Source organism: Streptomyces sp. NPDC020681 (assembly GCF_044334895.1).
In the GTDB taxonomy this organism is placed as follows: domain Bacteria; phylum Actinomycetota; class Actinomycetes; order Streptomycetales; family Streptomycetaceae; genus Streptomyces.
In genome coordinates this window covers 424,013-449,162 of the sequence record NZ_JBIRTX010000007.1, presented here as the reverse complement: position 1 = coordinate 449,162, position 25,150 = coordinate 424,013, and the positions used below count along the sequence as shown (strand labels likewise).

The 25,150-nt window shown below is 69.9% G+C and carries 15 protein-coding genes, 1 tRNA gene and 1 rRNA gene; 12 read left to right on the top strand and 5 right to left on the bottom strand.

Translation table 11 applies throughout. The features are described from left to right. Together rrf and ACH4YL_RS20215 are read left to right on the top strand one after the other, a co-directional pair. Positions 1 to 91 (top strand): 5S ribosomal RNA (gene rrf, locus ACH4YL_RS20220); the annotation flags it as partial. Positions 92 to 253: 162 nt separating this feature from the next. Further along, positions 254 to 326 (top strand) — tRNA-Thr (locus ACH4YL_RS20215). Between the two features lie 70 nt (positions 327 to 396). Here the strand turns inward: ACH4YL_RS20215 and ACH4YL_RS20210 are convergent. Then, positions 397 to 3,051, bottom strand: a complete 2,655-nt coding sequence (locus ACH4YL_RS20210) for a SpoIIE family protein phosphatase (RefSeq protein WP_398508743.1) — start codon at positions 3,049 to 3,051, stop codon at positions 397 to 399. A gap of 269 nt (positions 3,052 to 3,320) precedes the next feature. Here ACH4YL_RS20210 and ACH4YL_RS20205 point away from each other — a divergent pair, with 269 nt between their 5' ends. The 9 genes from ACH4YL_RS20205 to ACH4YL_RS20165 all read left to right on the top strand — a co-directional run bounded on the left by ACH4YL_RS20205 (position 3,321) and on the right by ACH4YL_RS20165 (position 17,525). Next, on the top strand, positions 3,321 to 8,822 hold the full coding sequence (locus ACH4YL_RS20205; RefSeq protein WP_398508742.1) for a HAMP domain-containing protein: 5,502 nt from the start codon (positions 3,321 to 3,323) through the stop codon (positions 8,820 to 8,822). A 274-nt stretch (positions 8,823 to 9,096) separates the two neighbouring features. Next, positions 9,097 to 9,777: a two-component system response regulator gene (locus ACH4YL_RS20200; RefSeq protein ID WP_398508741.1), complete on the top strand. Its 681-nt coding sequence runs from the start codon at positions 9,097 to 9,099 to the stop codon at positions 9,775 to 9,777. Positions 9,778 to 9,906: 129 nt separating this feature from the next. Further along, complete coding sequence (locus ACH4YL_RS20195; RefSeq protein ID WP_398508740.1) at positions 9,907 to 12,660, top strand: DNA translocase FtsK; 2,754 nt, start codon at positions 9,907 to 9,909, stop codon at positions 12,658 to 12,660. Positions 12,661 to 12,850: 190 nt separating this feature from the next. Further along, positions 12,851 to 13,681, top strand: coding sequence for a helix-turn-helix domain-containing protein (locus ACH4YL_RS20190; RefSeq protein ID WP_398508739.1), 831 nt, complete (start codon positions 12,851 to 12,853; stop codon positions 13,679 to 13,681). A 59-nt stretch (positions 13,682 to 13,740) separates the two neighbouring features. Beyond that, entirely contained in the window at positions 13,741 to 15,222 is a 1,482-nt protein-coding gene (rimO, locus tag ACH4YL_RS20185) for a 30S ribosomal protein S12 methylthiotransferase RimO (protein WP_398508738.1), read from the top strand. Further along, positions 15,219 to 15,896, top strand: coding sequence for a CDP-diacylglycerol--glycerol-3-phosphate 3-phosphatidyltransferase (gene pgsA / locus ACH4YL_RS20180; protein WP_398508737.1), 678 nt, complete (start codon positions 15,219 to 15,221; stop codon positions 15,894 to 15,896). Before rimO ends, pgsA begins: the two co-directional genes overlap by 4 nt. Beyond that, complete coding sequence (locus ACH4YL_RS20175) at positions 15,893 to 16,402, top strand: CinA family protein (RefSeq protein WP_398508736.1); 510 nt, start codon at positions 15,893 to 15,895, stop codon at positions 16,400 to 16,402. Before pgsA ends, ACH4YL_RS20175 begins: the two co-directional genes overlap by 4 nt. A 109-nt stretch (positions 16,403 to 16,511) precedes the next feature. Beyond that, positions 16,512 to 16,895, top strand: coding sequence for a helix-turn-helix domain-containing protein (locus ACH4YL_RS20170; RefSeq protein ID WP_398508735.1), 384 nt, complete (start codon positions 16,512 to 16,514; stop codon positions 16,893 to 16,895). Between the two features lie 159 nt (positions 16,896 to 17,054). Further along, positions 17,055 to 17,525 carry a Dps family protein gene (locus tag ACH4YL_RS20165; protein WP_398508734.1) on the top strand — a complete coding sequence of 157 codons (471 nt, stop codon included), beginning with the start codon at positions 17,055 to 17,057 and terminating at the stop codon, positions 17,523 to 17,525. Between the two features lie 96 nt (positions 17,526 to 17,621). On the opposite strand, the gene ACH4YL_RS20160 is transcribed toward ACH4YL_RS20165, so the two are convergent. Further along, on the bottom strand, positions 17,622 to 18,257 hold the full coding sequence (locus ACH4YL_RS20160; RefSeq protein ID WP_398508733.1) for a hypothetical protein: 636 nt from the start codon (positions 18,255 to 18,257) through the stop codon (positions 17,622 to 17,624). 186 nt (positions 18,258 to 18,443) lie between these two features. Here ACH4YL_RS20160 and ACH4YL_RS20155 point away from each other — a divergent pair, with 186 nt between their 5' ends. Beyond that, complete coding sequence (locus ACH4YL_RS20155; RefSeq protein ID WP_398508732.1) at positions 18,444 to 18,749, top strand: hypothetical protein; 306 nt, start codon at positions 18,444 to 18,446, stop codon at positions 18,747 to 18,749. Here the strand turns inward: ACH4YL_RS20155 and ACH4YL_RS20150 are convergent. The 3 genes from ACH4YL_RS20150 to ACH4YL_RS20140 form a co-directional block, all read right to left on the bottom strand. Then, positions 18,697 to 19,461, bottom strand: coding sequence for an SDR family NAD(P)-dependent oxidoreductase (locus ACH4YL_RS20150; RefSeq protein WP_398508731.1), 765 nt, complete (start codon positions 19,459 to 19,461; stop codon positions 18,697 to 18,699). The genes ACH4YL_RS20155 and ACH4YL_RS20150 overlap by 53 nt on opposite strands. A 98-nt stretch (positions 19,462 to 19,559) precedes the next feature. Then, positions 19,560 to 20,396: an Fpg/Nei family DNA glycosylase gene (locus ACH4YL_RS20145; RefSeq protein ID WP_398508730.1), complete on the bottom strand. Its 837-nt coding sequence runs from the start codon at positions 20,394 to 20,396 to the stop codon at positions 19,560 to 19,562. Between the two features lie 66 nt (positions 20,397 to 20,462). Beyond that, positions 20,463 to 25,082, bottom strand: a complete 4,620-nt coding sequence (locus tag ACH4YL_RS20140; RefSeq protein ID WP_398508729.1) for an ATP-dependent helicase — start codon at positions 25,080 to 25,082, stop codon at positions 20,463 to 20,465. Between the last annotated feature and the right edge of the window lie 68 nt (positions 25,083 to 25,150).

Below are 25,150 nucleotides of genomic sequence, written 5' to 3'. Positions count from 1 at the left end.
GCCCGGTTACATTCCGAACCCGGAAGCTAAGCCTTTCAGCGCCGATGGTACTGCAGGGGGGACCCTGTGGGAGAGTAGGACACCGCCGAACAATCATTGGCCTCAACCCCTGGACCACGTCCGGGGGTTGAGGCATTTTTGCGTTCAGCCGCAGTCGGCTGGCCAGGCCGGACTGGACCGCTGCGTCCGCCTGCGTGGTTCCGAGCAGTCGTCTGTTCGGGGTATGATCTATCCCGTTGCCGCAGCGCAACAGGCCCCAATAGCTCAGTCGGTAGAGCGTCTCCATGGTAAGGAGAAGGTCTACGGTTCGATTCCGTATTGGGGCTCCGTACACGAGAAGGCCCCCGCCAAGTGGCGGGGGCCTTCTTGGTTTTGAGGGCCGGTTCGTGGCGCGGGTCAGGGCCGGCGGGTCTCCGGGACGCGCATGGCGAGGATGGCCATGTCGTCCGAGGCGGGCTCGGCCGCGAAGCGTTCGACGGCGCGCAGGACACGGGCGGCGACCGCGCCCGCCGTGAGGCCGGTGCATGTGGTGAGGACGTCGATCAGGCCTTCGTCGCCCAGCATGCGCGTGCCCTCGCGGCGTTCGGTGACTCCGTCGGTGACGCACAGGAGCACGTCGCCCGGGTCCAGGGTCACCATCTGCTCGTACAGCTCCAGGTCTTCGAGGACGCCGAGGAGCGGCTGCGGTTCGGCAGCCGGCTCCACGCTGCCGTCCTGGCGCAGGCGCAGCGGGAGCGGGTGGCCCGCGCAGACGACCTTCAGGACGGCCGAGCCGTCGTCCTGGGGCCACAACTCGCCGTAGAGCAGGGTGAGGAAGCGGCTGCGTGCGCCTTCGTCGAGGATCGCCGCGTTCAGGCGCTCCAGGACCGCGGGGCCGCCGAAGCCCTCGCGGGCCAGCAGGCGCAGGGCGTGGCGGGCGAGGCCGGTGACGGCCGCGGCCTCTGGGCCCGTACCGCAGACGTCGCCGATGGCGAAGCCGTATGCGCCGTCGCGGATCGGGAAGAGGTCGTAGAAGTCGCCGCCGACTTCGTTGCCTTCGCCTGCCGCGCGGTAGATGACCTCGACCTCGACGCCCGGGATCTGGGGGAGGCCGGGCGGCAGCAGGCTGCGCTGGAGGGACTGACTGATCGCCATGCGCTCCGAGTACAGGCGGGCGTTGTCGAGGGCCAGAGCGGCCCGGCGGGAGAGGTCCTCGGCCAGTTCCAGGATCTCCTGGCGGAAGTGGTCGTCCGAGGGCTTGCCGAGGGTCAGCATGCCGATGACGCGGTTGCGCGCCACGAGCGGCAGGACGACCGTCTCGCCGCCGACCGCGGCGGCGGTGGCGAGCGTGGTGCCGATGCCGGAGGAGACCGGCGGTGTGGAGCCGAGGCCGAGTTCGCGCTTGGAGGTGAGCAGCGCCGCCTGCTGGGCGGCGGCGGCCGGGGCGGTCCAGACGCGGGCGCCGGGGGTGGGGACCGGGTCCGGCGGTGCGATCTTGGAGAGGAGGGCCTTGAGGCCGTCGATGCGTTCCTCGTCCTCGTGCAGGACGTAGCTGAGGTACGGGTCGGAGGCCTGGTCGGCGATCGTGTAGACGGCGCACCAGGTGGCGAGGGTGGGGACCGTCATCTGGGCCATCAGGGCCAGGGTTTGGTCACGGTCGAGCGTTCCGGCGAGCAGGTCGGAGGCCTCGACGAGGAAGGAGAGCGAGCCGCGGCGCAGCCGCTCCAGTTCGCCGAGGCGGGCGGATTCGACGGCCAGCGCGATGCGGTCGGCGGCGAACTGGAGCCGCAGGGCCTCCTCGTTGGAGTACCTGCCGGCCGATTCCGCGGCGACGCCGAGCGATCCGGTGAGACGGCCCTCGACCTTGAGCGGGACGGTGACGACGGAGCGCATGCCGGTGGAGTTCAGCAGCGGGACGGCGCCAGGGACGGCTGTGAGGTCCTCGTGGACGGCCGGCATGCGTGCGGAGCCGTAGCGGCCGGTTCCGGCTTCGACCGGGACGCGGGCGAAGCGCTGACGGGCCGACGGGAGGCCGGTGGTGGCCCGTACTTCCAGTTCGGTCTCGTCGTCGGTGGCCAGCAGCAGGAAGGCGGCGTCGCCGTCGAGCATGTCGCGGGCGCGTTCGACGGTGCGCTGGAGCAGGCCGTCGAGGTCGTCGGGCGCCGGAGTGCCGATGAAGACCTCGAAAGGATCGGTCGCGTGGCTCTCGGCGCCGGTCTCGGTGACGGGGGCGCGCTGCGGGGTCTGCAGGACGGCCCGTTCGTCGTCCCTGACAATGAGGCAGACGGTGGAGGGTTCGCCGTGGGTGTCACGTACGCGCAGGTGTGAGGCGTACACGGGTACGACGCGGCCGTCGGTGCCGCGGATGCCGTAACTGCCTTCCCAGCGGGAGAGTTGGAGCGCGTCGACAATGCCGGTGCCGATGCCCGGTGTGTGCGGCCAGGCGGCGAAGTCGGTCAGCGGTTTGCCGATGACCTGTTCGGCGGCGTAGCCGAAGAGGCGCTCAGCGTCCTCGTTCCACACGACAATCGAACCGGTTCTGTCGATCTGGGCGACGGCCACGCGTACGCGTTCGTCGGCGACCGGGAGCATCGGCGTGGGCAGGACGGGGCCCGCCGAGCGGGCGCCCACCACGCGCTGGGGGAGATCGAGATGGAACCACACCTGCTTGAACGTGGAGGAGTACTCGACGCCCCAGCGGGAGGCCAGGGCGGCGCACAGGAGCAGTCCGCGGCCGTTCTCGCGGTCGGGGTTGCCGAGGGAGCGGCCGGTGCCCTGGATGGGGATCTCACGCTCGGGATAGCGGTCGGCGACTTCTACCCGTACGCCGTCGTCCGTGCGCAGACAGAGAACGTCCGCGGCGGTGCCGGCGTGGATGACGGCGTTGGTGACGAGCTCGCTGGTGAGGACGACGGCGTCGTCGACGACGTCGCTGTACCCCCAGCCCTGGAGCGTGTCGCGCACAAAGGCGCGAGCGGTCGCCACGGACCGCCCGACGGGGTCGAAGCTGGCGGCCGCCCGCGCGGTGATCACAGAACTCCTTGTACGCGTCTCGACGCCCGGCTCTGCCATGATTTCGGCCTGCCCCTCCCGGTGCCCGGTGTAGTACTCGCGTCGGCGCCGCCCCCGCCGGGCGGACGGGGCGGTTGGACAGCCGGATGCCAGGTTACTTACCTTCGCTGTCCGAGCGGATGCCGGTCGTGGCTGTTTCCGCCCTGCGGGTGCGGGGACGCTATGCGAAGCTGCCGAACTGTTATGGCCTGGTTCGGCTTGGGTGAAACACTGGGCAGGCTTCCTGATACAGCTCGGGCAGTACGGTCAACCCCTGCGGGAGGGACACGGTGGAGTCTGGCGTGGCGGCGCGTGGCAACAGCACGCGCACAAAAGGCGGACAGTCCCGGAACAAACAGCGCAATGGGACAGCCGAGGTGGACGCGGCGGCTCTGAACCGGCTGCTGGCGGCCCTGGTGTCCATGCGGGACGGGAATTTCCGCAGGCGTCTGACCGTGACGGGCGACGGTGTGATGGCGGAGATTGCGGCCGTCTTCAACGAGGTCGCCGACCGAAATCTCCATCTCACGGGTGAACTCGCACGGGTGCGCAGGATGGTCGGGCGTGAGGGAAAGCTGACCGAGCGGCTGGACCCCGGGGCCTGCGAGGGGTCCTGGGCGGCCGCCATCGACGCCTCGAACGCGCTCGTGGACGATCTGGCGCGGCCGGTGTCCGAGGTGGGCCGGGTGCTCTCAGCGGTCGCTGACGGCGATCTGGAGCAGCGCATGGAGCTCCGTTCGCACGCCCCGGACGGCGCGGACGGGTCCGTACGGCCGCTGCGCGGTGAGTTCCTGAAGGTCGCACGGACCGTCAACAGCCTGGTCGACCAGCTTTCGGCGTTCACCGACGAGGTGACGCGGGTGGCGCTGGAGGTCGGTACCGAGGGCAAGCTCGGCGGTCAGGCACAGGTGCGCGGAATGTCCGGTTCGTGGAAGGATCTCACGGATTCGGTGAACACCATGGCGTACCGGTTGACCGCTCAGGTGCGTGACATTGCTCTCGTGACCACGGCGGTCGCCAAGGGCGATCTGTCGCAGAAGGTCACCGTTCATGTCGCCGGCGAGATGCTGGAGCTGAAGAACACCGTCAACACGATGGTGGACCAGCTTCAGTCGTTCGGTTCCGAGGTGACCCGGGTGGCCCGGGAGGTCGGCACCGAAGGCGAGCTCGGCGGGCAGGCCGAGGTGCCCGGTGTGGCCGGCGTGTGGAAGGACCTCACCGATTCGGTGAACACCATGGCCGGCAATCTCACCTCGCAGGTGCGCGGCATCGCCGAGGTGACGACGGCGGTCGCGAACGGCGACCTGTCGCAGAAGGTCACGGTCAGCGCGCGCGGTGAGGTGGCGCAACTCGCCGAGACCATCAACCAGATGACCGAGACGCTGCGTACGTTCGCGGACGAGGTCACCCGGGTGGCGAGCGAGGTCGGCGCCGAGGGTCTGCTGGGCGGACAGGCGCAGGTGCCTGGTGCCGCGGGCACGTGGAAGGACCTCACCGACTCGGTCAACACGGTCTTCCGCAACCTGACGACGCAGGTGCGCGACATCGCGCAGGTGACGACGGCGGTCGCCAACGGTGACCTGTCGCAGAAGGTCACCGTGGATGTGGCCGGCGAGATGCTGGAGCTGAAGAACACCGTCAACACGATGGTGGACCAGCTTCAGTCGTTCGGTTCCGAGGTGACGCGAGTGGCCCGGGAGGTCGGCGTCGAGGGCCGGCTGGGCGGTCAGGCGGAGGTGCCGGGCGCGGCGGGCACGTGGAAGGACCTCACCGATTCGGTGAACACCGCGTTCCGTAACCTCACCGGCCAGGTGCGGGACATCGCGCAGGTGACGACGGCGGTCGCGAACGGTGACCTGTCGCAGAAGGTCACCGTGGATGTCGCGGGCGAGATGCTGGAGCTGAAGAACACCGTCAACACGATGGTGGCGCAGCTGTCCTCGTTCGCCGACCAAGTCACGCGCATGGCGCGGGATGTGGGCACGGAGGGCCGTCTCGGCGGCCAGGCGCGGGTCGACGGCGTCAGCGGTACGTGGAAGGAACTCACGGACTCCGTCAACTTCATGGCCGGCAATCTCACCGATCAGGTGCGTCAGATCGCCCAGGTGACGACGGCGGTCGCGCGGGGCGACCTTTCGCAGAAGATCGACGTGGACGCGCGCGGCGAGATCCTGGAACTGAAGAACACCATCAACACGATGGTCGATCAGCTGTCCGCCTTCGCCGAGCAGGTCACCAGGGTGGCCCGTGAGGTGGGTACGGACGGTCGGCTCGGCGGTCAGGCGCAGGTGCCGGGCGTCGCCGGAGTCTGGCGCGATCTGACCGACTCGGTGAACGGCATGGCCGAGAACCTCACCGGTCAGGTCCGTAACATCGCGCAGGTCGCGACCGCGGTGGCCCGCGGCGACCTGTCGCAGAAGATCGACGTGGACGCGCGCGGCGAGATCCTGGAGCTGAAGAACACCCTCAACACGATGGTGGACCAGCTCTCGAACTTCGCCGAGCAGGTGACCCGGGTGGCCCGCGAGGTGGGCACCGAGGGCATCCTCGGCGGCCAGGCCGAGGTCCAGGGCGTCTCCGGCACCTGGAAGGACCTCACGCAGTCCGTCAACTTCATGGCGAACAACCTGACCTCGCAGGTGCGGAACATCGCCGAGGTGACGACGGCGGTCGCCAAGGGCGACCTGTCCAAGAAGATCACCGTCGATGCCAAGGGCGAGATCCTCGAGCTGGTGACGACCGTCAACACGATGGTCGACCAGCTCTCCGACTTCGCCGACGAGGTGACCAGGGTCGCCCGTGAGGTGGGTACGGAAGGCGTACTGGGCGGCCAGGCGCGGGTGCGCGGAGTCACCGGCATCTGGAAGGACCTCAGCGACAACGTCAATCTCATGGCGTACAACCTGACCAGTCAGGTCCGTAACATCGCACGCGTCTCGGCGGCGGTCGCGGGCGGCGACCTGACGAAGAAGGTGACGGTCGAGGCGCGCGGCGAGGTCGCCGAGCTGGCCGAGACCTTCAACACGATGGTGACGACCCTGTCCTCGTTCGCCGACGAGGTGACCCGGGTGGCCCGCGAGGTGGGCACCGAGGGAGAACTGGGCGGCCAGGCGCATGTGCCGGGTGTCTCGGGCATCTGGAAGGACCTCACCGAGTCCGTGAACTCGATGGCGTCCAATCTGACCGGGCAGGTGCGGCAGATCGCCACGGTCACCACCGCCATCGCGAAGGGCGATCTGACCAGGAAGATCGACATCGATGCGCGCGGCGAGATCCTGGAGCTGAAGACCACCATCAACACGATGGTCGACCAGCTGTCGTCGTTCGCCGGTGAGGTCACCCGGGTGGCCCGCGAGGTGGGCACGGACGGGCAGTTGGGCGGTCAGGCGCGGGTGCGCGACGTCGACGGCACCTGGCGCGACCTGACCGAGTCGGTGAACGAGATGGCCGGAAACCTCACCCGGCAGGTGCGCGCCATCGCGGCCGTCGCGACCGCGGTCACCCGCGGCGATCTGAACCTCAAGATCGATGTGGACGCGGCCGGCGAGATCCAGGTGCTGCAGGACAACATCAACACGATGATCGCGAACCTGCGCGACACCACGCTCGCCAATGAGGAGCAGGACTGGCTCAAGGGCAACCTGGCGCGTATCTCCGGTCTGATGCAGGGCCGGCGCGACCTCGACGACGTTGCCTCGCTGATCATGAGCGAGCTCACGCCGGTCGTTTCGGCGCAGCACGGCGCGTTCTTCCTGGCGATGGCGACGGGCAGCGGCCAGGACGTGTCCGGCAGCGGCGAGATGTCGTACGAGCTGTGCATGCGCGGGAGTTACGGCTACTCCGCGGGTCTGATGCCGACCTCGTTCCGGCCGGGCGAGACGCTGATCGGGACCGCGGCGGAGGAGAAGCGGACCATCCAGGTCAACGTCCCGCCGGGCTATCTGAGGATTTCGTCCGGGCTCGGTGAGGCCTCGCCGGCGTATGTGATCGTGCTGCCGGTGCTGTTCGAGGGCAAGGTCCTCGGTGTGATCGAGCTGGCGTCGTTCCAGCCGTTCACGCAGATCCAGCGGGACTTCCTGAACCAGATCGCCGAGATGATCGCGACCAGCGTCAACACCATCAGCGTCAACACCAAGACCGAGGTGCTGCTGAAGCAGTCGCAGGAGCTGACCGAGCAGCTGCGCGAGCGTTCCGCCGAGCTGGAGAACCGGCAGAAGGCGCTGCAGGAGTCCAACGCGGAGCTGGAGGAGAAGGCCGAACTGCTGGCCCAGCAGAACCGCGACATCGAGGTGAAGAACACCGAGATCGAAGAGGCGAGGCAGGTGCTCGAGGAGCGCGCCGAGCAGCTCGCGGTCTCGATGCGCTACAAGAGCGAGTTCCTGGCGAACATGTCGCACGAGCTGCGTACGCCGCTCAACTCGCTGCTGATCCTCGCCAAGTTGCTCGCCGACAACGCCGAGGGGAACCTTTCGCCGAAGCAGGTGGAGTTCGCCGAGACGATCCACGGCGCGGGCTCCGACCTGCTGCAGCTCATCAACGACATCCTCGATCTGTCCAAGGTCGAGGCGGGCAAGATGGACGTCAGCCCGACCCGTATCGCGCTGGTGCAGCTGGTCGACTATGTGGAGGCCACATTCCGGCCGCTGACCGCGGAGAAGGGTCTCGACTTCTCCGTACGGGTGTCGCCGGAGCTGCCCGCGACGCTGCACACCGACGAGCAGCGGCTGCTGCAGGTGCTGCGCAACCTTCTGTCGAACGCGGTGAAGTTCACCGACTCCGGAGCGGTGGAGCTGGTGATCCGGCCGGCGAGCGCCGATGTGCCGCAGTCGATCCGCGAGCAGTTGCTGGAGGCGGGTTCGCTGCAGGACGCGGACGCGGATCTGATCGCGTTCTCCGTCACGGACACCGGGATCGGGATCGCGGCCGGCAAGATGCGGGTGATCTTCGAGGCGTTCAAGCAGGCCGACGGCACGACGAGCCGCAAGTACGGCGGTACTGGCCTGGGCCTGTCGATCAGCCGGGAGATCGCGCGGCTGCTGGGCGGCGAGATCCACGCGGCGAGTGAACCGGGCCGCGGCTCGACGTTCACGCTGTACTTGCCGCTTCACCCGAGCGAACTGCCGCCGCAGGGCTACGCGCAGATGGCTCCGGGCACCTCGCGTCCGAAGGGCGGGCCGGCCGACGACGGCGTGGAGGACGCGGCCTTCCAGGCGCCGCCCGAGCGCACCCTGGTCGCGGACACGCACGCGGGTCCGGCCGCGCTGCTGCGGCGCCGCCGCAAGACGCTGGGCGCGGTCGAGGCCCGGCCCGCGCTGCCGGGCCGTCAGAGCGGCCCCAGCAAGCATGCTGCGGGCCAGGAGTGGCCCGGCGCGGGCGAGGCGCAGGAGGCCCCGGAGCCGCGGCACACCTTCAGCTTCGACAACGAGAAGGTGCTGATCGTCGACGACGACATCCGCAATGTGTTCGCGCTCACGAGCGTGCTGGAGCAGCACGGGCTGTCGGTGCTGTATGCGGAGAACGGCCGCGAAGGCATCGAAGTCCTGGAGCAGCACGATGATGTGACGGTCGTACTGATGGACATCATGATGCCGGAAATGGACGGGTACGCGACGACGACCGCGATCCGTAGGATGCCGCAGTTCGCCGGGCTGCCGATCATCGCGCTGACCGCGAAGGCGATGAAGGGCGACCGCGAGAAGGCGATCGAGTCCGGCGCCTCCGACTATGTCACCAAGCCGGTGGATCCTGACCATTTGCTCTCTGTGATGGAGCAGTGGATGCGTGCCGAGTGAGCGAGTGGTGGTCGGCTGCCGACGAGTTGCTGACTGACTGTGGCCGAAGGCGTGTGAGGCGGCGGTATTCGGGGAACCTTCTGGTCTCCCGCTACGTTTCTGCTACGTGCACAGTGACATCACGGTGACAGGGTGTGGCGACGGGCGGGGTGCGGCTACCATGACCGGCACAAGGATGGGCGACGCAAGGGAGTCGTCCCCTGGGGCGGCGCCCGGTGCGTCCCCCGGCTCTTCGAGCTGGGGAGACCCCACGCCGGGGCGAGGAGGACGGGGCATGGTGCAGAAGGCCAAGATCCTCCTGGTCGATGACCGGCCGGAGAATCTGCTGGCGCTGGAGGCCATTCTCTCTGCGCTCGATCAGACACTGGTGCGGGCATCGTCAGGGGAGGAAGCGCTCAAGGCGCTGCTGACAGACGACTTCGCGGTCATTCTGCTGGATGTCCAGATGCCTGGAATGGACGGATTCGAGACCGCGGCGCACATCAAGCGGCGCGAGCGGACCCGGGACATCCCGATCATCTTCCTCACGGCCATCAACCACGGCCCCCACCACACCTTCCGGGGTTACGCGGCGGGCGCGGTCGACTACATCTCCAAGCCCTTCGACCCGTGGGTGCTGCGCGCCAAGGTCTCGGTGTTCGTCGAGCTGTACATGAAGAACTGCCAACTGCGTGAACAGGCCGCGCTGCTCCGTCTCCAGCTGGAGGGCGGCCAGTCGGCCGGCGGCCACAACAACAAGGAGCCGGCGGGACTGCTCGCCGAACTTTCCGCGCGGCTCGCGGCAGTTGAGGAGCAGGCGGAAGCCCTCTCGAAGCAGCTCGACGACGACTCCGCCGACGCTGCCGCCGTCGCGACCGCCGCCCATCTCGAGCGCAAACTCACCGGTCTGCGCCGGGCGCTCGACGCACTGGAGCCCGGCACCGGTGGCCCCTCGGCACTGCCTTCACAGAAGTGACCTTTGCAGAACCGAACGGTCGCCGGGTGTTTGAGGGAACGTCACCGGGCTGTCCCAACTCGGCGACACAAACGGGTGAAGCAGTAGGCACACGTGTCCACCGCCTCCCACACCGGTAACCTCACCACCATGGCCTCACGTACGTCCGGCAAGGGTTCCCAGGGCGCGGCGGGCACCGCGAAGCCGCGCGCCGGCCGTACAACCGGTGCCGCGAAGAAGGCTGCGCCCGCCAAGAAGGCCGCAGCCAAGAAGACCACGCCCGCGAAGCGAGCCCCGGCCAAGAAGGCGGCGGCGAAGAAGACAGCGCCCAAGCCGGCGCCGTCGCCGACCGGCGGTGTCTACCGCCTCGTCCGCGCGCTCTGGCTCGGCCTCGCCCACGCAGTCGGCGCGATGTTCCGCGGCATAGGGCGTGGTGCGAAGGGGCTCGACCCGGCGCACCGCAAGGACGGTCTTGCGCTGCTGCTCCTCGGGCTCGGGCTGGTGGTCGCCGCCGGCACGTGGTCCAATCTGCGCGGCCCGGTCGGCGATCTCGTCGAGATGCTGGTGACCGGCGCGTTCGGCAGGCTCGATCTGCTGGTGCCGATACTGCTGGGCGCCATCGCCGTACGCCTGATCCTGTATCCCGAGAAGCCCGAGGCCAACGGCCGGATCGTGATCGGTCTGTCCGCGCTCGTCATCGGTGTGCTCGGCCAGGTGCACATCGCGTGCGGCTCGCCGGGCCGCGGGGAAGGCAGCGAGGCGATGCAGGACGCGGGCGGCCTGATCGGCTGGGCCGCGTCCAAGCCGCTGATCTTCACGATGGGCGAGGTACTCGCCGTACCGCTGCTCGTGCTGCTCACGCTCTTCGGTCTGCTCGTCGTCACCGCCACGCCCGTGAACGCCATTCCGCAGCGGCTGCGGCTGCTCGGCTCCAAGCTCGGCATCGTCCAGCCGCCGTTCGAACCGGGCGAGGACGACGAGTCGAGCGAGGACGACCAGCGCTACGACGACCAGTGGCGCGAGGCGGTGCCCGCACGCGCACGGCGCTCGCGCCGGAGCGAAGCGCCGGCGGAGTACGACCCGGAGCACGCCGAGGAAGAAGCGCTCTCCCGTCGCCGCAGGCCGCGCCGGGGCGCCGGGCAGCCCGCCATGGACCGTCCGATGGACGCCGTGGACGTGGCGGCCGCCGCCGCGGCCGCGCTCGACGGAGCCGTGCTGAACGGTCTGCCGCCCTCGCCGCTCGTCGCCGACCTGACCCGCGACCTCACCGCGGACCGGCAGCGCGCCGCGAACCCCGTGCCGACCGCGCGCGAACCCGAAAAGCGCGAGGAACGGGGCGCGAAGGGCTCCGTACCGGATCTGACCAAGAGCCCGCCCGAGGAGTCCCAGCCGCTGCCGCCGCGCGCCGAGCAGTTGCAGCTGTCCGGCGACATCACGTACGCCCTGCCCTCGCTGGACCTGCTGGAGCGCGGCGGCCCCGGCAAGACCCGCAGCGCCGCCAATGACGCGATCGTCGCCTCGCTGACCAATGTCTTCTCGGAGTTCAAGGTCGACGCCGCGGTCACCGGTTTCACCCGCGGCCCGACGGTCACCCGGTACGAGGTGGAGCTCGGCCCGGCGGTCAAGGTCGAGCGGATCACCGCGCTCACCAAGAACATCGCGTACGCCGTCGCCAGCCCCGACGTACGGATCATCTCGCCGATCCCCGGCAAGTCCGCCGTCGGCATCGAGATCCCGAACACCGACCGCGAGATGGTCAACCTCGGCGACGTACTGCGCCTCGCGGACGCGGCCGAGGACGACCATCCGATGCTGGTCGCTCTCGGCAAGGACGTCGAGGGCGGCTATGTGATGGCCAACCTCGCGAAGATGCCGCACATGCTGGTCGCCGGCGCGACCGGCTCGGGCAAGTCCTCCTGCATCAACTGCCTGATCACCTCGGTGATGGTCCGGGCCACCCCGGAGGACGTCCGGATGGTGCTCGTCGACCCCAAGCGCGTCGAGCTCACCGCGTACGAAGGCATCCCGCACCTGATCACGCCGATCATCACCAACCCCAAGCGGGCCGCCGAGGCGCTGCAGTGGGTCGTGCGCGAGATGGATCTGCGCTACGACGACCTCGCGGCGTACGGCTACCGGCACATCGACGACTTCAACCAGGCCGTGCGCAACGGCAAGGTCAAACCTCCGGAGGGCAGCGAGCGCGAGCTCCAGCCCTATCCGTATCTGCTGGTGATCGTCGACGAGCTGGCGGACCTGATGATGGTCGCCCCGCGTGACGTCGAGGACGCCATCGTCCGGATCACCCAGTTGGCCCGCGCGGCCGGCATCCATCTGGTCCTGGCCACGCAGCGGCCGTCCGTCGACGTCGTCACCGGTCTGATCAAGGCCAATGTGCCTTCGCGGCTCGCCTTCGCCACCTCGTCGCTCGCCGACAGCCGGGTCATCCTCGACCAGCCGGGCGCCGAGAAGCTGATCGGCAAGGGCGACGGCCTCTTCCTGCCGATGGGCGCCAACAAGCCGACGCGTATGCAGGGCGCCTTCGTCACCGAGGAAGAAGTCGCGGCAGTCGTCCAGCACTGCAAGGATCAGATGGCCCCGGTGTTCCGTGAGGACGTCGTGGTCGGCACCAAACAGAAGAAGGAGATCGACGAGGACATCGGCGACGACCTGGATCTGCTGTGCCAGGCGGCCGAGCTCGTGGTCTCCACGCAGTTCGGGTCCACTTCGATGCTGCAGCGCAAGCTGCGCGTCGGGTTCGCCAAGGCGGGCCGGCTGATGGACCTGATGGAGTCGCGGAACATCGTCGGGCCCAGCGAAGGCTCAAAGGCACGTGATGTTCTGGTGAAACCTGACGAACTGGATGGAGTGCTCGCCGTGATCCGCGGGGAGTCTCACTCGTAAGGGTTCCGAGAGCAACCGTTTCCCTCAGTCGAACGTCAAGTTGGAGGGAAGGACAGACAGATGTCCCACCATCACAGATGCCCGGCCATTCCGATGGCGTACAAACTCCCTCCGCCCAGTTGCCCCACCCTTTCGTACCACCCATAGACTGAACCTCCAGCAGGTGGCTACACGCTCGAAAGGCGCCCCCGTGTCCATCGGCAGCAACTCCCCCGAAGATGACCGGCCTTCCATCGAAGACGACCGGCCTTCGATCGGTCGTGTGCTCCAGCAAGCCCGCATCGACGCAGGTCTGACCATTGACGAGGTCAGTGCCTCCACGCGAGTGCGCGTCCCGATCGTCCATGCGATCGAGCAGGACGACTTCTCCCGCTGCGGCGGCGATGTCTACGCGCGGGGGCATATCCGCACCGTCGCGCGTGCCGTCGGTCTCGATCCCGAGCCGCTCGTCGCCCAGTACGACTCCGAGCACGGCGGACGTCCCGCGCCGACGCCCGCCGCGCCGCTCTTCGAGGCCGAGCGCATCCGTCCCGAGCGCCGGGGTCCCAACTGGACCGCGGCCATGGTCGCCGCGATCGTCGCCGTCATCGGATTCGTCGGCTTCACGCTCGTCAACGGCTCGGAAGAGGGCGGCAAGGACAAGAACGTCGCGGAGGGCTCCACGCCCGACAAGAAGCCCACCCCGACCCAGGCGCAGACCACCAAGCCCGCGGACCCGAAGCCGGACCCGTCGGACAGCGCCATCGCCGCGGTTCCCAAGGACAAGGTGACCGTCAAGCTCTCCGTCCTCGACGACAAGAGCTGGATCTCGGCCAAGTCGCACAACGGCAAGCTGCTCTTCGACGGCACCCTGCTCAAGGGCGAGTCCAGGACCTTCCAGGACGACGAGCGGGTCGATCTGATCCTCGGCAACGCCGGGGCGATCGAGCTCTATGTCAACGGCAAGAAGGTCGAGGACCAGTTCGAGACCGGCCAGGTCGAGCGGCTCTCCTACACCAAGGGCGACCCCGAAGTCGGCTAGCGGAGGCCCCGGGGGCCTCGCGGCAGGGGTATGGGCCAGGACAAAGTAGTCTTGAGCCCATGCCCGAACGCCGTACCGTCGCCCTAGTCACTCTTGGCTGCGCCCGTAACGAGGTGGACTCGGAGGAGCTGGCAGGCCGCTTGGCAGCGGACGGCTGGGAACTCGTCGAGGAAGCCGCCGACGCGGATGTCGCAGTCGTCAACACCTGCGGATTCGTCGAGGCCGCCAAGAAGGACTCCGTCGACGCCCTTCTCGAAGCCAATGATCTGAAGGATCACGGCAGAACCCAGGCCGTGGTCGCCGTCGGCTGCATGGCCGAGCGGTACGGCAAGGAGCTCGCCGAGGCGCTGCCCGAGGCCGACGGCGTGCTCGGCTTCGACGACTACGCCGACATCTCCGACCGTCTGCAGACCATCCTCAGCGGCGGTGGGCACGCCGCGCACACTCCGCGCGACCGGCGCAAGCTACTGCCGCTCAGCCCGGTCGAGCGGCAGTCGGCCGGCTCGGACGTGGCACTGCCGGGGCACGGTTCGCCGGTGGCTCTCCCCGAAGACCTTCCCGACGGCGTGGCTCCCGCCTCCGGCCCGCGGGCGCCGCTGCGCCGCCGCCTGGACACCAGCCCCGTCGCCTCGGTGAAGCTCGCCTCCGGCTGCGACCGGCGCTGTTCCTTCTGCGCCATCCCCTCCTTCCGCGGCTCCTTCATCTCGCGCCGGCCCAGCGATGTCCTCGGCGAGACGCGCTGGCTGGCCGAGCAGGGCGTGAAGGAGGTCATGCTGGTCTCCGAGAACAACACCTCGTACGGCAAGGACCTCGGCGACATCCGGCTGCTTGAGACCCTGCTTCCGGAGCTCGCGGCGGTCGACGGGATCGAGCGGATCCGGGTCAGCTATCTGCAGCCCGCCGAGATGCGGCCGGGCCTGATCGACGTCCTGACCTCGACGCCGAAGGTCGCGCCGTACTTCGACCTCTCCTTCCAGCACTCCGCGCCCGGCGTGCTGCGCGCGATGCGCCGCTTCGGCGACACCGAGCGGTTCCTGGAGCTGCTGGCGACGATCCGTGGCAAGGCGCCGCAGGCGGGTGTGCGCTCGAACTTCATCGTCGGCTTCCCGGGCGAGAGCGAGGCCGACTTCGCCGAGCTGGAACGCTTCCTCTCGGCCGCCCGTCTCGACGCCATCGGCGTCTTCGGCTATTCCGACGAGGAGGGCACCGAGGCGGTCTCGTACGACGGGAAGCTGGACTCCGACGCCATCGCCGAGCGGCTCGAGCATCTGTCGCGGCTCGCGGAGGAGCTGACCGCGCAGCGCGCCGAGGAGCGGCTGGGCGAGAGCCTCGAAGTCCTCGTCGAGTCGGCGGGCGGTGCGGAGGACGGTGAGGACGGCGCCTTCGGCCGTGCCGCGCACCAGGCGCCGGAGACGGACGGCCAGGTCGTCTTCACCTCGGGCGAGGGGCTCGTGCCCGGTCGTATCGTCATGGCAAAGGTTGTGGACACGGAAGGCGTCGACCTGGTGGCCGAATGTCTTCCCGAGGAGGCGGGCAGATGACCGGAGTGCCGGCATCCGCGGGGGGCGGCACCGGTAGGCCGGCACCCGGAGGCAAGCTGGGCGCTGCGGCCGTCAATCAGGCCAGCCTCTGGAACATCGCCAACATCCTCACGATGGTGCGGCTGGTGCTGGTGCCCGGCTTCGTCCTGCTGATGCTGCAGGACGGCGGGTACGACCCGGCCTGGCGGGCCTGGGCGTGGGCCGCGTTCGCCGTCGCCATGATCACCGACATCTTCGACGGCCATCTCGCGCGTACGTACAACCTCGTCACCGACTTCGGGAAGATCGCCGACCCGATCGCCGACAAGGCGATCATGGCCGCCGGGCTGATCTGCCTGTCGTCGCTCGGCGATCTGCCGTGGTGGGTGACCGGTGTCATTCTCTTCCGTGAGCTCGGAATCACGCTGATGCGGTTCTGGGTGATCCGGCACGGAGTGATTCCGGCCAGTCGTGGTGGCAAGTTGAAGACCCTCGCGCAGGGCACGGCGGTCGGCATGTACGTGCTCGCACTGACGGGTCCGCTGGCCACTCTGCGCTTCTGGGTGATGGCTGTGGCGGTCCTGCTGACCGTGCTCACCGGCCTCGACTATGTGCGACAGGCGATTGTGCTGAGGCGCAGGGGACTGGCCGCCGAGCGGGACGCGGCACGGGAAGCGGCCGGGGACGCACGGTGAAAACAGCGGCTCGGGTGCTTGCGCTGCTTGCGGAGCGTGGCGAGACGCTGGCCGTCGCCGAGTCGCTGACCGGCGGTCTGGTGGCCGCGGAGCTCACTTCCGTGCCGGGTGCCTCCGAGTCCTTCCGCGGCTCCGTGACGGCGTACGCAACCGCTCTCAAGAGGGAACTTCTGGGCGTCGACGGGACCCTCCTTGCGGAGCGCGGCGCGGTGGACCCCGAGGTCGCGCAGCAGATGGCGGCCGGTGTGCGCCGTGCGCTGGGGGCCGGCTGGGGCATCGCCACCACGGGTGTGGCGGGGCCGGAGCCGCAGGACGGACAGCCCGTCGGGACGGTTTTTGTGGCCGTTTCCGGGCCGCACGGCACCGAGAAAGTGGCGGAACTGAGATTGAACGGGGACCGGGCGGACATCCGTAGAGAGAGTGTACGGAGCGTGCTCGAGCTGCTCTCCGGCGAACTGCACGAAAATGCGCGGACACAGGATACGGAACAGAACGGGGGGAATTGATGTTTGCAGCCCTGAGTGAACACGACATCGCTCCCCGCACGGCCGCGGCACGAGGCGGTACGGTGGGGCGTGAAGGATGCGGCTACGCGGTCCGAGGAGGGAGCCACCGATGATTCTGCTCCGTCGCCTGCTGGGTGACGTGCTGCGTCGGCAGCGCCAGCGCCAGGGCCGTACTCTGCGCGAAGTCTCCTCGTCCGCCCGAGTTTCGCTCGGCTATCTCTCCGAGGTGGAGCGGGGGCAGAAGGAGGCTTCCTCCGAGCTGCTCTCCGCGATCTGCGACGCGCTGGACGTACGGATGTCCGAGCTCATGCGTGAAGTGAGCGACGATCTGTCGCTGGCCGAACTGGCCGAGTCGGCAGCGGCCAGTGAACCGGTGCCTGCGCCAGTACGCCCGATGCTCAATTCCGTCTCCGTGACGTCGGTGGCGGGTGTGCCGACGGAGCGGGTGACGATCAAGGCGCCTGCGGAGGCGGTCGACGTCGTCGCCGCCTGACAAGGCTCTGGCTGAAGCTGAGCCCCGGTCGCTGCCCCTACGGGCGGCGGGCCGGGGTTTCTGCTGTTCCCGAATGTCCGGTTCGGGGTGCTGTGTCATGGTGGGAAATGCTGTCGAACGGGCCGTCGGCCGAGCTGTCGACCCAGTGGGAGGACAAGCATGTCTGTCGTGAAGAGCTCTCTGTCCGACGCGGATCTCAAGACGGTCGGAGACGCGCTCAAGGGCGCGCTCGTCGATCTGGTGGATCTCGGGCTGGTCGCCAAGCAGGTCCACTGGAATGTCGTGGGCCCGCGATTCAGGTCCGTGCATCTCCAGCTCGACGAGGTCGTGGACACGGCCCGGCTGCACTCCGACACGGTGGCCGAGCGTGCGTCGGCGATCGGTGTCGCACCGGACGGCCGCGCCGCCACAGTGGCGGCGCGGAGCGCGATCGGCGCGGTCCCGGAGGGCTGGATCAAGGACGAAGACGCGGTACGGACGCTGGTGGCAGCGCTCGGCGCGGTGATCGGGCGGATGCGCGAGCGGGTCGCGGCGACCGGCGAACCGGACCCGGTGAGCCAGGACGTGCTGATCGGGCTGACGGCGGACCTCGAGAAGCACGCGTGGATGTTCCAGGCGGAGAACGCGTAGGCGGAGAACGCCCAGGTGGACCGCGGTCGGCACTGCGCGTCGGCCGGCACTCCGCGGTCGCTCAGTTCTCTGAGGCCGGTCAGTACTCAGGGGCGGTCAGTTTTCCGGGGTCGGTGAGCATTCCTCGTCGAACTTCACCGCGTCGATGGTCACTGGTTGGCCGTCGAGGGGTGCGCCGACTTTCGGGGTGAGGCGGCAGACCTTCCAGTTCGAGTCGACGATGACCATGCGGTCCTGGCCGCTGATGTCGTGGACGCTGATGCTGGTGGAAGAGTCCAGGGCCTCGCGGGCGACCTTCACGGACTTGCCGATGAGGTCCGGCATGGTCGCTCCGGCCTCGATGGGCTCTTCCGCGTCCTCAGCCGGGCAGGTCTCGTCGAGTTTGACGGCTCCGAAGTCGATCCGGGTGTCGGCCGGGTGGGTTCCGGGCGCAGGGGTCTGGAAGCAGACCTTCCAGTTCCGGTCGAGGGCCTGGATGCGGCCACGGCCCAGAGCGTCGTGCGAGTCGAGCCCGAGGAAGCCGGCGGCCTGGGCCTCGTCCTGAGCGGACTGGAGTCCCTTGCCGACGAGGTTGGGGAGCGTCGCCGCCTCGTCGCGGTTCTTGGCGTCCTTGCTGGTGGTGGGGGTGGGCGTGGGGGTCGGGGCGGCGGGCTCGGCGGTTGTGTCGCAGGCAGTCAGGGTGAGGAGCGCGGCCGCGGCGAGAGCGGCGGCGGTGCTGGTTCGGCGATACATGGTCCCCCCAGGACGTAGCGGTTGGTGGGGGTGAGGGTATGGGCGTAGCGGTCTCGATCTGCGAAGATCGCCCGCTCGCCGCAGGCTGATGGGTGTGACCGGTGCCGAGTGCGCCGGGGTTGCACACCCGGTGCGCCCTCCCGGTGGGTGATCGCGCCGGTCTAGCGTGGTCCGGAGGAGGAAGCCATGGCACGACGCGGGGTCGCCCTCGTGCCGGTGGTGGCCTACGGGCTGATAGCCGGCGGGATGGTGGTCGGTGGACTGTGGTGGTGGGCCGTGCTGCGGCTGGTGCTCGTGCCGGAGCAGTCGGGGCTCGTCGAGGGTGCGGTGGCGGCGGGCGGCTGGGGGCTGAGTCTGCTGCCGGTGCATGTGACGGCGTCCCGCCGGGGCAGCGGAGTCGGTGGAGTTCGGGGCGTAGGTGTCCAGGGCGCCGGCGGAGTCACCAAGGCATCGCGACGCCGCCGTTCGGGCGGAGTATCTGGCCGGTCGTGAAGCCGGATGCGTCGGATGCCAGGTGGAGTACGGCATGGGCGATGTCCTGCGGCTCGCCGACGCGGCGGAGCGGGGACTTACGGATCATTGCGGCCTCGGCCTGGTGCTGGAGTGCCGTGTCATGGCGGTCGGTCATCGGGGTGCGGATCCAGCCGGGGGCGATGGCGTTCACGCGGATGGAGTGCGGGCCGAGCTCGCTTGCCAGGGTCTTCGTCAGTTGCACCACCGCCGCCTTGGCCACGCTGTAGCAGAGCAGGCCGGGGTTCGCGGCGTCCACGGCGCCGGAGGCCATGGTGATCAACGAGCCCGGGGTGCCGGCGGCGATCATGGCGCGAGCCGACTCCTGGCAGGCGTACAGAATGCCCTTGAAGTTGACGGCGAGGACGCGGTCGAGGTCCTCGTCCCTGGTCTCCAGGACCGTGCTGCTGTGCATGATTCCGGCGACGGCGGCGAGGATGTCGAGCCGGTCCGCGCTGTCGATGGCGGCCCTGAGCTGGGCGCGGTCGGTGACATCGAGAGTGTGGGCGTGTGCGATGCCGCCCGCGTCGGCGATCAGGCCACGGGTCTCGTCGAGTCCCTTCTCGTCGACGTCGGCGCAGTGGACGGTCGCGCCCGCCTCGGCGATCAGTACGGCGGATGCGCGGCCGATGCCGCTGGCTGCGCCGGTGATGAACGCGGTGCGGCCGGTGAGGTCGTACGCCTTGAGGGCCATGCGGGGACCGTACGACCGAATCTGACGGGTCGTCAACTAGTGGTTCTGGAGCAGTTGTCAGCTGTGCGGTGGTCGGCGGAGTGTCAGCCGGTGGGTCGTCAGCCGGTGGGGCCCGCTTGGCAGCCGGGGCACCAGAAGGTGGTGCGCTCGCGGCCGCTCTCGCCCTGGTCGGCCCTGCGGATCGGCGTGCCGCAGCGGAGACAGCGCATGCCCTCGCGGCCGTAGACATGCAGGCGCGGGCCCGGGCGGCGGCCGACGACCGGCGGACCGCCGGAAGTGCCGCGTTCGGTGGCCGTGGTGCGGCGGTCGAAGCTGCTCTTGTTCGCCTCCAGGAGCCGCTGCGCGGTGACGACAAGCCGCTTCGGAGTGCCTTCGGGCAGCTCCCCCACCGGGAGCCAGGGCGTCACGCGGGCCAGGAAAGCAAGCTCCGACTTGTAGACATTGCCGATTCCGGCGAGGTTGCGCTGGTCCAGGAGAGCCTCGCCGAGAGGGCGGGACGGATCGGCGAGCAGGTTGGCCAGCGCGATGTCCGGGTCCCAGTCCGGGCCGAGCAGGTCCGGCCCGAGATGCCCGACGACCTTCTCCTCGTCTTTGGTGCGCAGCAGTTCCAGGACCGGCAGCCGGTACCCGACGGCCGTGTTCGCGGCGTTGCCGAGGATCGCGCGGATCTGGTGGGCGGGACCGCCGCGCCAGCGCTCGCCGGATCCGTAGACCTGCCAGGAGCCGTCCATCCGCAAATGCGAGTGGAGGGTGAGGCCGCCCTCGATTCGGGTGAGCAGATGCTTGCCGCGAGGGGTGACGTCCAGGACGGTCCGCCCGGTGAGATCGGCGGTGGCGAAGCGCGGCACGCGCAGATCGGACCGGGTGAGCGTCTGCCCGGCGAGGGCGGTGTGCAGTCGCTGTGCGGTCTGCCAGACGGTGTCTCCTTCGGGCATGGCTCCATGATGCGGGACGCGGCTGTTCTGCGACCGGGCACCTCTCGCCGGGCCCGGGGCCGGGTGTCAGGGGCGGAGGCGGAGTCCTCTTGGGGTGGCGAGGAAACCGGCTGTTTCCAGCGCACGGGCCAAGGGGGAGGTCAGAGCTGGCGTGCCATTGGCGCGTTCGACCGTGACGGTGCCGAGCGCGCCCGCGCGCGCCGCGTTCGCCAGTGCCGCGGCCGCCGCGTGGAGCGCCGGCTCGTCCGGGTCCGTGGCCCACGACAGCAGCGTCTTGCCGCCGCGCTCCATGTACATCGTGAGCTCGCCGTCGACCAGGACGACCAGGGACCCCGCCTTCCGGCCCGGTTTGTGGCCCGCTCCGGTCGGCGGCTCGGGCCAGGGCAGGGCTGCCCCGTACGCATTGGCGGGGTCGGCGGCGGCCAGCACCACCGCCTGGGGTGCGGTCTGGGTGTCGGCCCGCTCCCGCGCGGTGGCCGCCGCGCGCAGCCGGTCGACCGCGCCGTCCATCGCGAACTGGGCCGCGCCGAGCCCCTCCACCACATAGCCCCGGCGCGCCTGACCGCTGTCCTCGAAGGCCGACAGAATGCGGTACGTCGCGGAGAACCCGCCCTCGACGCCTTCGGCGGCCACCGCGCCCCGTGTCACCACGCCATGCCGGTCGAGCAGTGTGCGGGCCAGCGCGTGTGCGCGGTGTGTCGGCTCGGGCTCGGCCGGCGGCAGCAGGGACCAGCGGCCGCTGACGGTCGGCGGGCCGGTGCGGGAAGCGGGACGGGCGGACGCGGTGAGGCTTCCGTACCGTCCGCGCGGCACGGTCCTTTTGGCGCGGTGAGCCGTGGATCCGGCGGTCCGGCCCGAGCCGAGCAGTGAACGCAGCGGCGCCAGCGTGTCGTTGGTGAGCCGGCCGGACCAGGCCAGATCCCAGATGGCGTCGGCCAGTTGAGGATCGGTGGCGTCCGGGTGGGTGGTGGCGCGGACCTGGTCGGCGATCTGGCGGAAGAACAGTCCGTACCCCGGGGCGAGCGCGGTGAGGACGGACTCGTGGAGCGCGCTGAGCTCCAACGGATGGGGCTGCGGCAGCAGCAGAGGCACTGCGTCGGCGAGATAGAGCGAGATCCAGCCGTCCTTGCCGGGCAGCGAGCCCGCGCCCGCCCAGACGACCTCGCCCGTCGTGGTCAGCTCGTCCAGCAGGCCGGGCCCGTAGCCGAAGACGCGGGACGGGAGGATCAGCTTCTCCAAGGCTGAGGCGGGCACCGCGGCCCCCTGAAGCTGCTCGACGGCGCGCGCCAGTCCGTCGATGCCGCGCAGGCTGTTGTCACCCAAGTGCTGCCACTGGGGGAGGAACGTGGCGAGCGCGGCCGGCGGGACCGGCTCCAGCTCGTGCCGCAGGGCCGCCAGGGAGCGGCGGCGCAGCCGCCGCAGCACGGTCGCGTCGCACCACTCCTGGCCGATGCCCGACGGGTGGAACTCGCCCTGCACGACCCGCCCGCTCGCGGCCAGACGCTGCAGCGCGCCGTCTGTGACGGCCGCGCCGAGGCCGAAACGGGCCGCCGCCTGAATCGATGTGAACGGCCCGTGCGTACGGGCGAACCGGGCGAGCAGGTCGCCGAGCGGGTCCTTCACCGGCTCGGTGAACGCCTCGGGCACGCCCACCGGAAGCGCCGTGCCCAGCGCGTCGCGGAGCCGGCCCGCGTCCTCGATCGACGCCCAGTGGTCCGCCCCCGCGATCCGGACCCTGATGGCCCGGCGGGAGGCGGCCAGATCCCGCGGCCACTGCGGCTCGCCGCCGCGCTCGGCCAACTCCGCGTCGGTCAGCGGCCCGAGCATCCGCAACAGGTCGGCGACGCCCTCCTCGTCCTTGATCCGGCGGTCCTCGGTGAGCCACTGGAGCTCCTGCTCCAGCTCGGTGAGGACCTCCGCGTCGAGCAGCTCGCGCAGCTCCGCCTGGCCGAGGAGCTCGGCGAGCAGCCGGGAGTCCAGCGACAGGGCCGCCGCACGCCGCTCGGCGAGCGGCGAGTCCCCCTCGTACAGGAACTGTGCGACATAGCCGAAGAGGAGCGACCGCGCGAAAGGCGACGGCTCGTGCGTGGTCACCTCGACCATCCGGACCCGGCGCGACTCGATGTCGCCCATCAGCTCGGTGAGACCCGGCACGTCGAAGACGTCCTGGAGGCATTCGCGGACGGCTTCGAGGACGATCGGGAACGACCCGAACTCGCTCGCGACCTGGAGCAGTTGGGCCGCACGCTGCCGCTGCTGCCACAGCGGCGTACGCCTGCCTGGGTTGCGCCGCGGCAGCAGCAGGGCACGCGCGGCGCACTCGCGGAACCGGGAGGCGAACAGCGCCGAGCCGCCCACCTGGTCCGTGACGATCTGATTGACCTCGCCCTTTTCGAAGACGGCGTCCGCCGCGCCGATGGGGGCCTGCTCGCTGTCGAAGGTCGTGTCGAGGTGGACCGGGTCCTGGTCGAGCAGGTCGAGCCCCATCAGATCGGCGTCGGGCAGCCGCAGCACAATGCCGTCGTCGGCGTGCATCACCTGCGCGTCCATGCCGTACCGCTCGCCGAGCCGCGCACCGAGGGCCAGTGCCCAAGGAGCATGCACCTGGGCCCCGAACGGGGAGTGGATCACCACCCGCCAGTCGCCCAGCTCGTCGCGGAAACGCTCGACCAGGATCGTCCGGTCGTCCGGGACATGGCCGCAGGCGCGGCGCTGCTCGTCGAGGTACGCAAGGACGTTGTCGGCGGCCCAGGCGTCCAGGCCCGCGGCCAGCAGCCGCAACCGGGCGTCCTCGTCGGAGAGACCGCCGACCTCGCGCAGGAACGCGCCCACCGCGCGCCCCAGTTCGAGCGGACGGCCCAGCTGGTCGCCCTTCCAGAACGGCAGCCGTCCCGGCACACCCGGCGCGGGCGACACCAGCACGCGGTCGCGGGTGATGTCCTCGATCCGCCAGGAGGTGGTGCCGAGCGTGAAGACATCGCCCACCCGGGACTCGTACACCATCTCCTCGTCGAGCTCGCCGACTCTGCCGCCGCCCTTCTTCGGGTCGGCGCCCGCGAGGAAGACGCCGAACAGGCCGCGGTCCGGGATCGTGCCCCCGGAGGTGACGGCGAGGCGCTGCGCACCGGGCCGCCCTGTCACGGTGCCTGCGACGCGGTCCCACACCACGCGCGGGCGCAGCTCGGCGAAGGCGTCGGACGGATAGCGTCCGGCGAGCATGTCCAGCACCGCCGTGAACGCCGATTCGGGCAGCGAGGCGAACGGCGCGGCCCGCCGGGTCAGTGCCAGCAGATCGTCGACCTGCCAGGTGTCCAGGGCGACCATCGCGACCAGCTGCTGGGCCAGGACGTCGAGCGGGTTGGACGGGATGCGGAGCGCCTCGATCGAGCCGCTGCGCATCCGCTCGGTGACCACGGCCGACTGGACCAGGTCGCCGCGGTACTTGGGAAAGACGACGCCGGTGGAGACCGCTCCCACCTGGTGTCCGGCCCGGCCGACCCGCTGGAGACCGGAGGCGACGGACGGCGGTGACTCGACCTGGACGACCAGGTCCACCGAGCCCATGTCGATGCCCAGTTCAAGACTGGAGGTGGCGACGACGGCCGGCAGCCGGCCCGCCTTCAGATCCTCCTCGACCAGGGCCCGCTGCTCCTTGGAGACCGAGCCGTGGTGTGCGCGGGCGAGCAGCGGCGGTGCGCCCTGCGCTGCTCCGGACTGCGCCATGATCTCGGCCGGCGGCGGTCCGTCGGGCATCGCCTGACCCGTGGCTCGCTCGTACGCGATTTCATTGAGGCGGTTGCACAGGCGCTCCGCCAGGCGGCGGGAGTTGGCGAAGACGATGGTCGAGCGGTGGGCCTGGACGAGGTCGGCGATCCTCTCCTCGACATGCGGCCAGATCGACGGCTTGTCGCCGGTGTCCGACTCCGAGGCCGGTGAGCCGCCCAACTCCCCGAGATCCTCGACCGGAACGACCACCGAGAGGTCGAACTCCTTGCCCGACGGCGGCTGGACGATCTCGACTCTGCGCTGTGGTGACAGATAGCGCGCCACCTCGTCCACCGGCCGGACCGTGGCCGACAGGCCGATCCGGCGGGCGGGGCGGGGCAGCAGCTCGTCGAGCCGCTCCAGCGACAGTGCGAGATGCGCGCCCCGCTTGGTCCCCGCGACGGCGTGCACCTCGTCCAGGATCACCGTCTCGATGCCGGTCAGCGCCTCCCGCGTCGACGAGGTCAGCATCAGGAACAGCGACTCGGGCGTGGTGATCAGGATGTCCGGCGGCTTGGTGGCCAGCGAGCGCCGCTCGGCGGGCGGGGTGTCTCCCGAGCGGATGCCGACCCGCACCTCGGGCTCCGGCAGCCCGAGCCGCACGGACTCCTGCCGGATGCCGGTGAGCGGGCTGCGGAGATTGCGCTCCACGTCGACCGCGAGTGCCTTGAGCGGAGACACGTACAGCACGCGGCAGCGCATCTTCGGGTCCGCCGGCGGAGGTGTGGACGCCAGCTGGTCCAGGGCGGCGAGGAAGGCGGCCAGCGTCTTGCCGGAGCCCGTCGGCGCCACCACCAGCACGTCCGAGCCCTCGCCGATGGCCTGCCAGGCCCCTTCCTGCGCGGCGGTGGGCGCGCTGAAGGCTCCCGTGAACCAGCCCCTGGTCGCGGGAGAGAAGGAGTCGAGCGCAGTCCTGGCCATGCCCCCCATCGTGCACCGCACCACTGACAATCGTCCGGACCTGGGGAAATCTCAGTTCCGGCTCCCGC

Bases quoted from the DNA above. Each gene is read 5' to 3' on its own strand.
- ACH4YL_RS20145 (WP_398508730.1), bottom strand. From the start codon at position 20,396: ATGCCCGAAGGAGACACCGTCTGGCAGACCGCACAGCGACTGCACACC.
- ACH4YL_RS20170 (WP_398508735.1), top strand. From the start codon at position 16,512: ATGATTCTGCTCCGTCGCCTGCTGGGTGACGTGCTGCGTCGGCAGCGC.
- ACH4YL_RS20200 (WP_398508741.1), top strand. From the start codon at position 9,097: ATGGTGCAGAAGGCCAAGATCCTCCTGGTCGATGACCGGCCGGAGAAT.
- ACH4YL_RS20165 (WP_398508734.1), top strand. From the start codon at position 17,055: ATGTCTGTCGTGAAGAGCTCTCTGTCCGACGCGGATCTCAAGACGGTC.
- ACH4YL_RS20155 (WP_398508732.1), top strand. From the start codon at position 18,444: ATGGCACGACGCGGGGTCGCCCTCGTGCCGGTGGTGGCCTACGGGCTG.
- rimO (WP_398508738.1), top strand. From the start codon at position 13,741: ATGCCCGAACGCCGTACCGTCGCCCTAGTCACTCTTGGCTGCGCCCGT.
- ACH4YL_RS20195 (WP_398508740.1), top strand. From the start codon at position 9,907: ATGGCCTCACGTACGTCCGGCAAGGGTTCCCAGGGCGCGGCGGGCACC.
- ACH4YL_RS20150 (WP_398508731.1), bottom strand. From the start codon at position 19,461: ATGGCCCTCAAGGCGTACGACCTCACCGGCCGCACCGCGTTCATCACC.
- pgsA (WP_398508737.1), top strand. From the start codon at position 15,219: ATGACCGGAGTGCCGGCATCCGCGGGGGGCGGCACCGGTAGGCCGGCA.
- ACH4YL_RS20160 (WP_398508733.1), bottom strand. From the start codon at position 18,257: ATGTATCGCCGAACCAGCACCGCCGCCGCTCTCGCCGCGGCCGCGCTC.
- ACH4YL_RS20210 (WP_398508743.1), bottom strand. From the start codon at position 3,051: ATGGCAGAGCCGGGCGTCGAGACGCGTACAAGGAGTTCTGTGATCACC.
- ACH4YL_RS20140 (WP_398508729.1), bottom strand. From the start codon at position 25,082: ATGGCCAGGACTGCGCTCGACTCCTTCTCTCCCGCGACCAGGGGCTGG.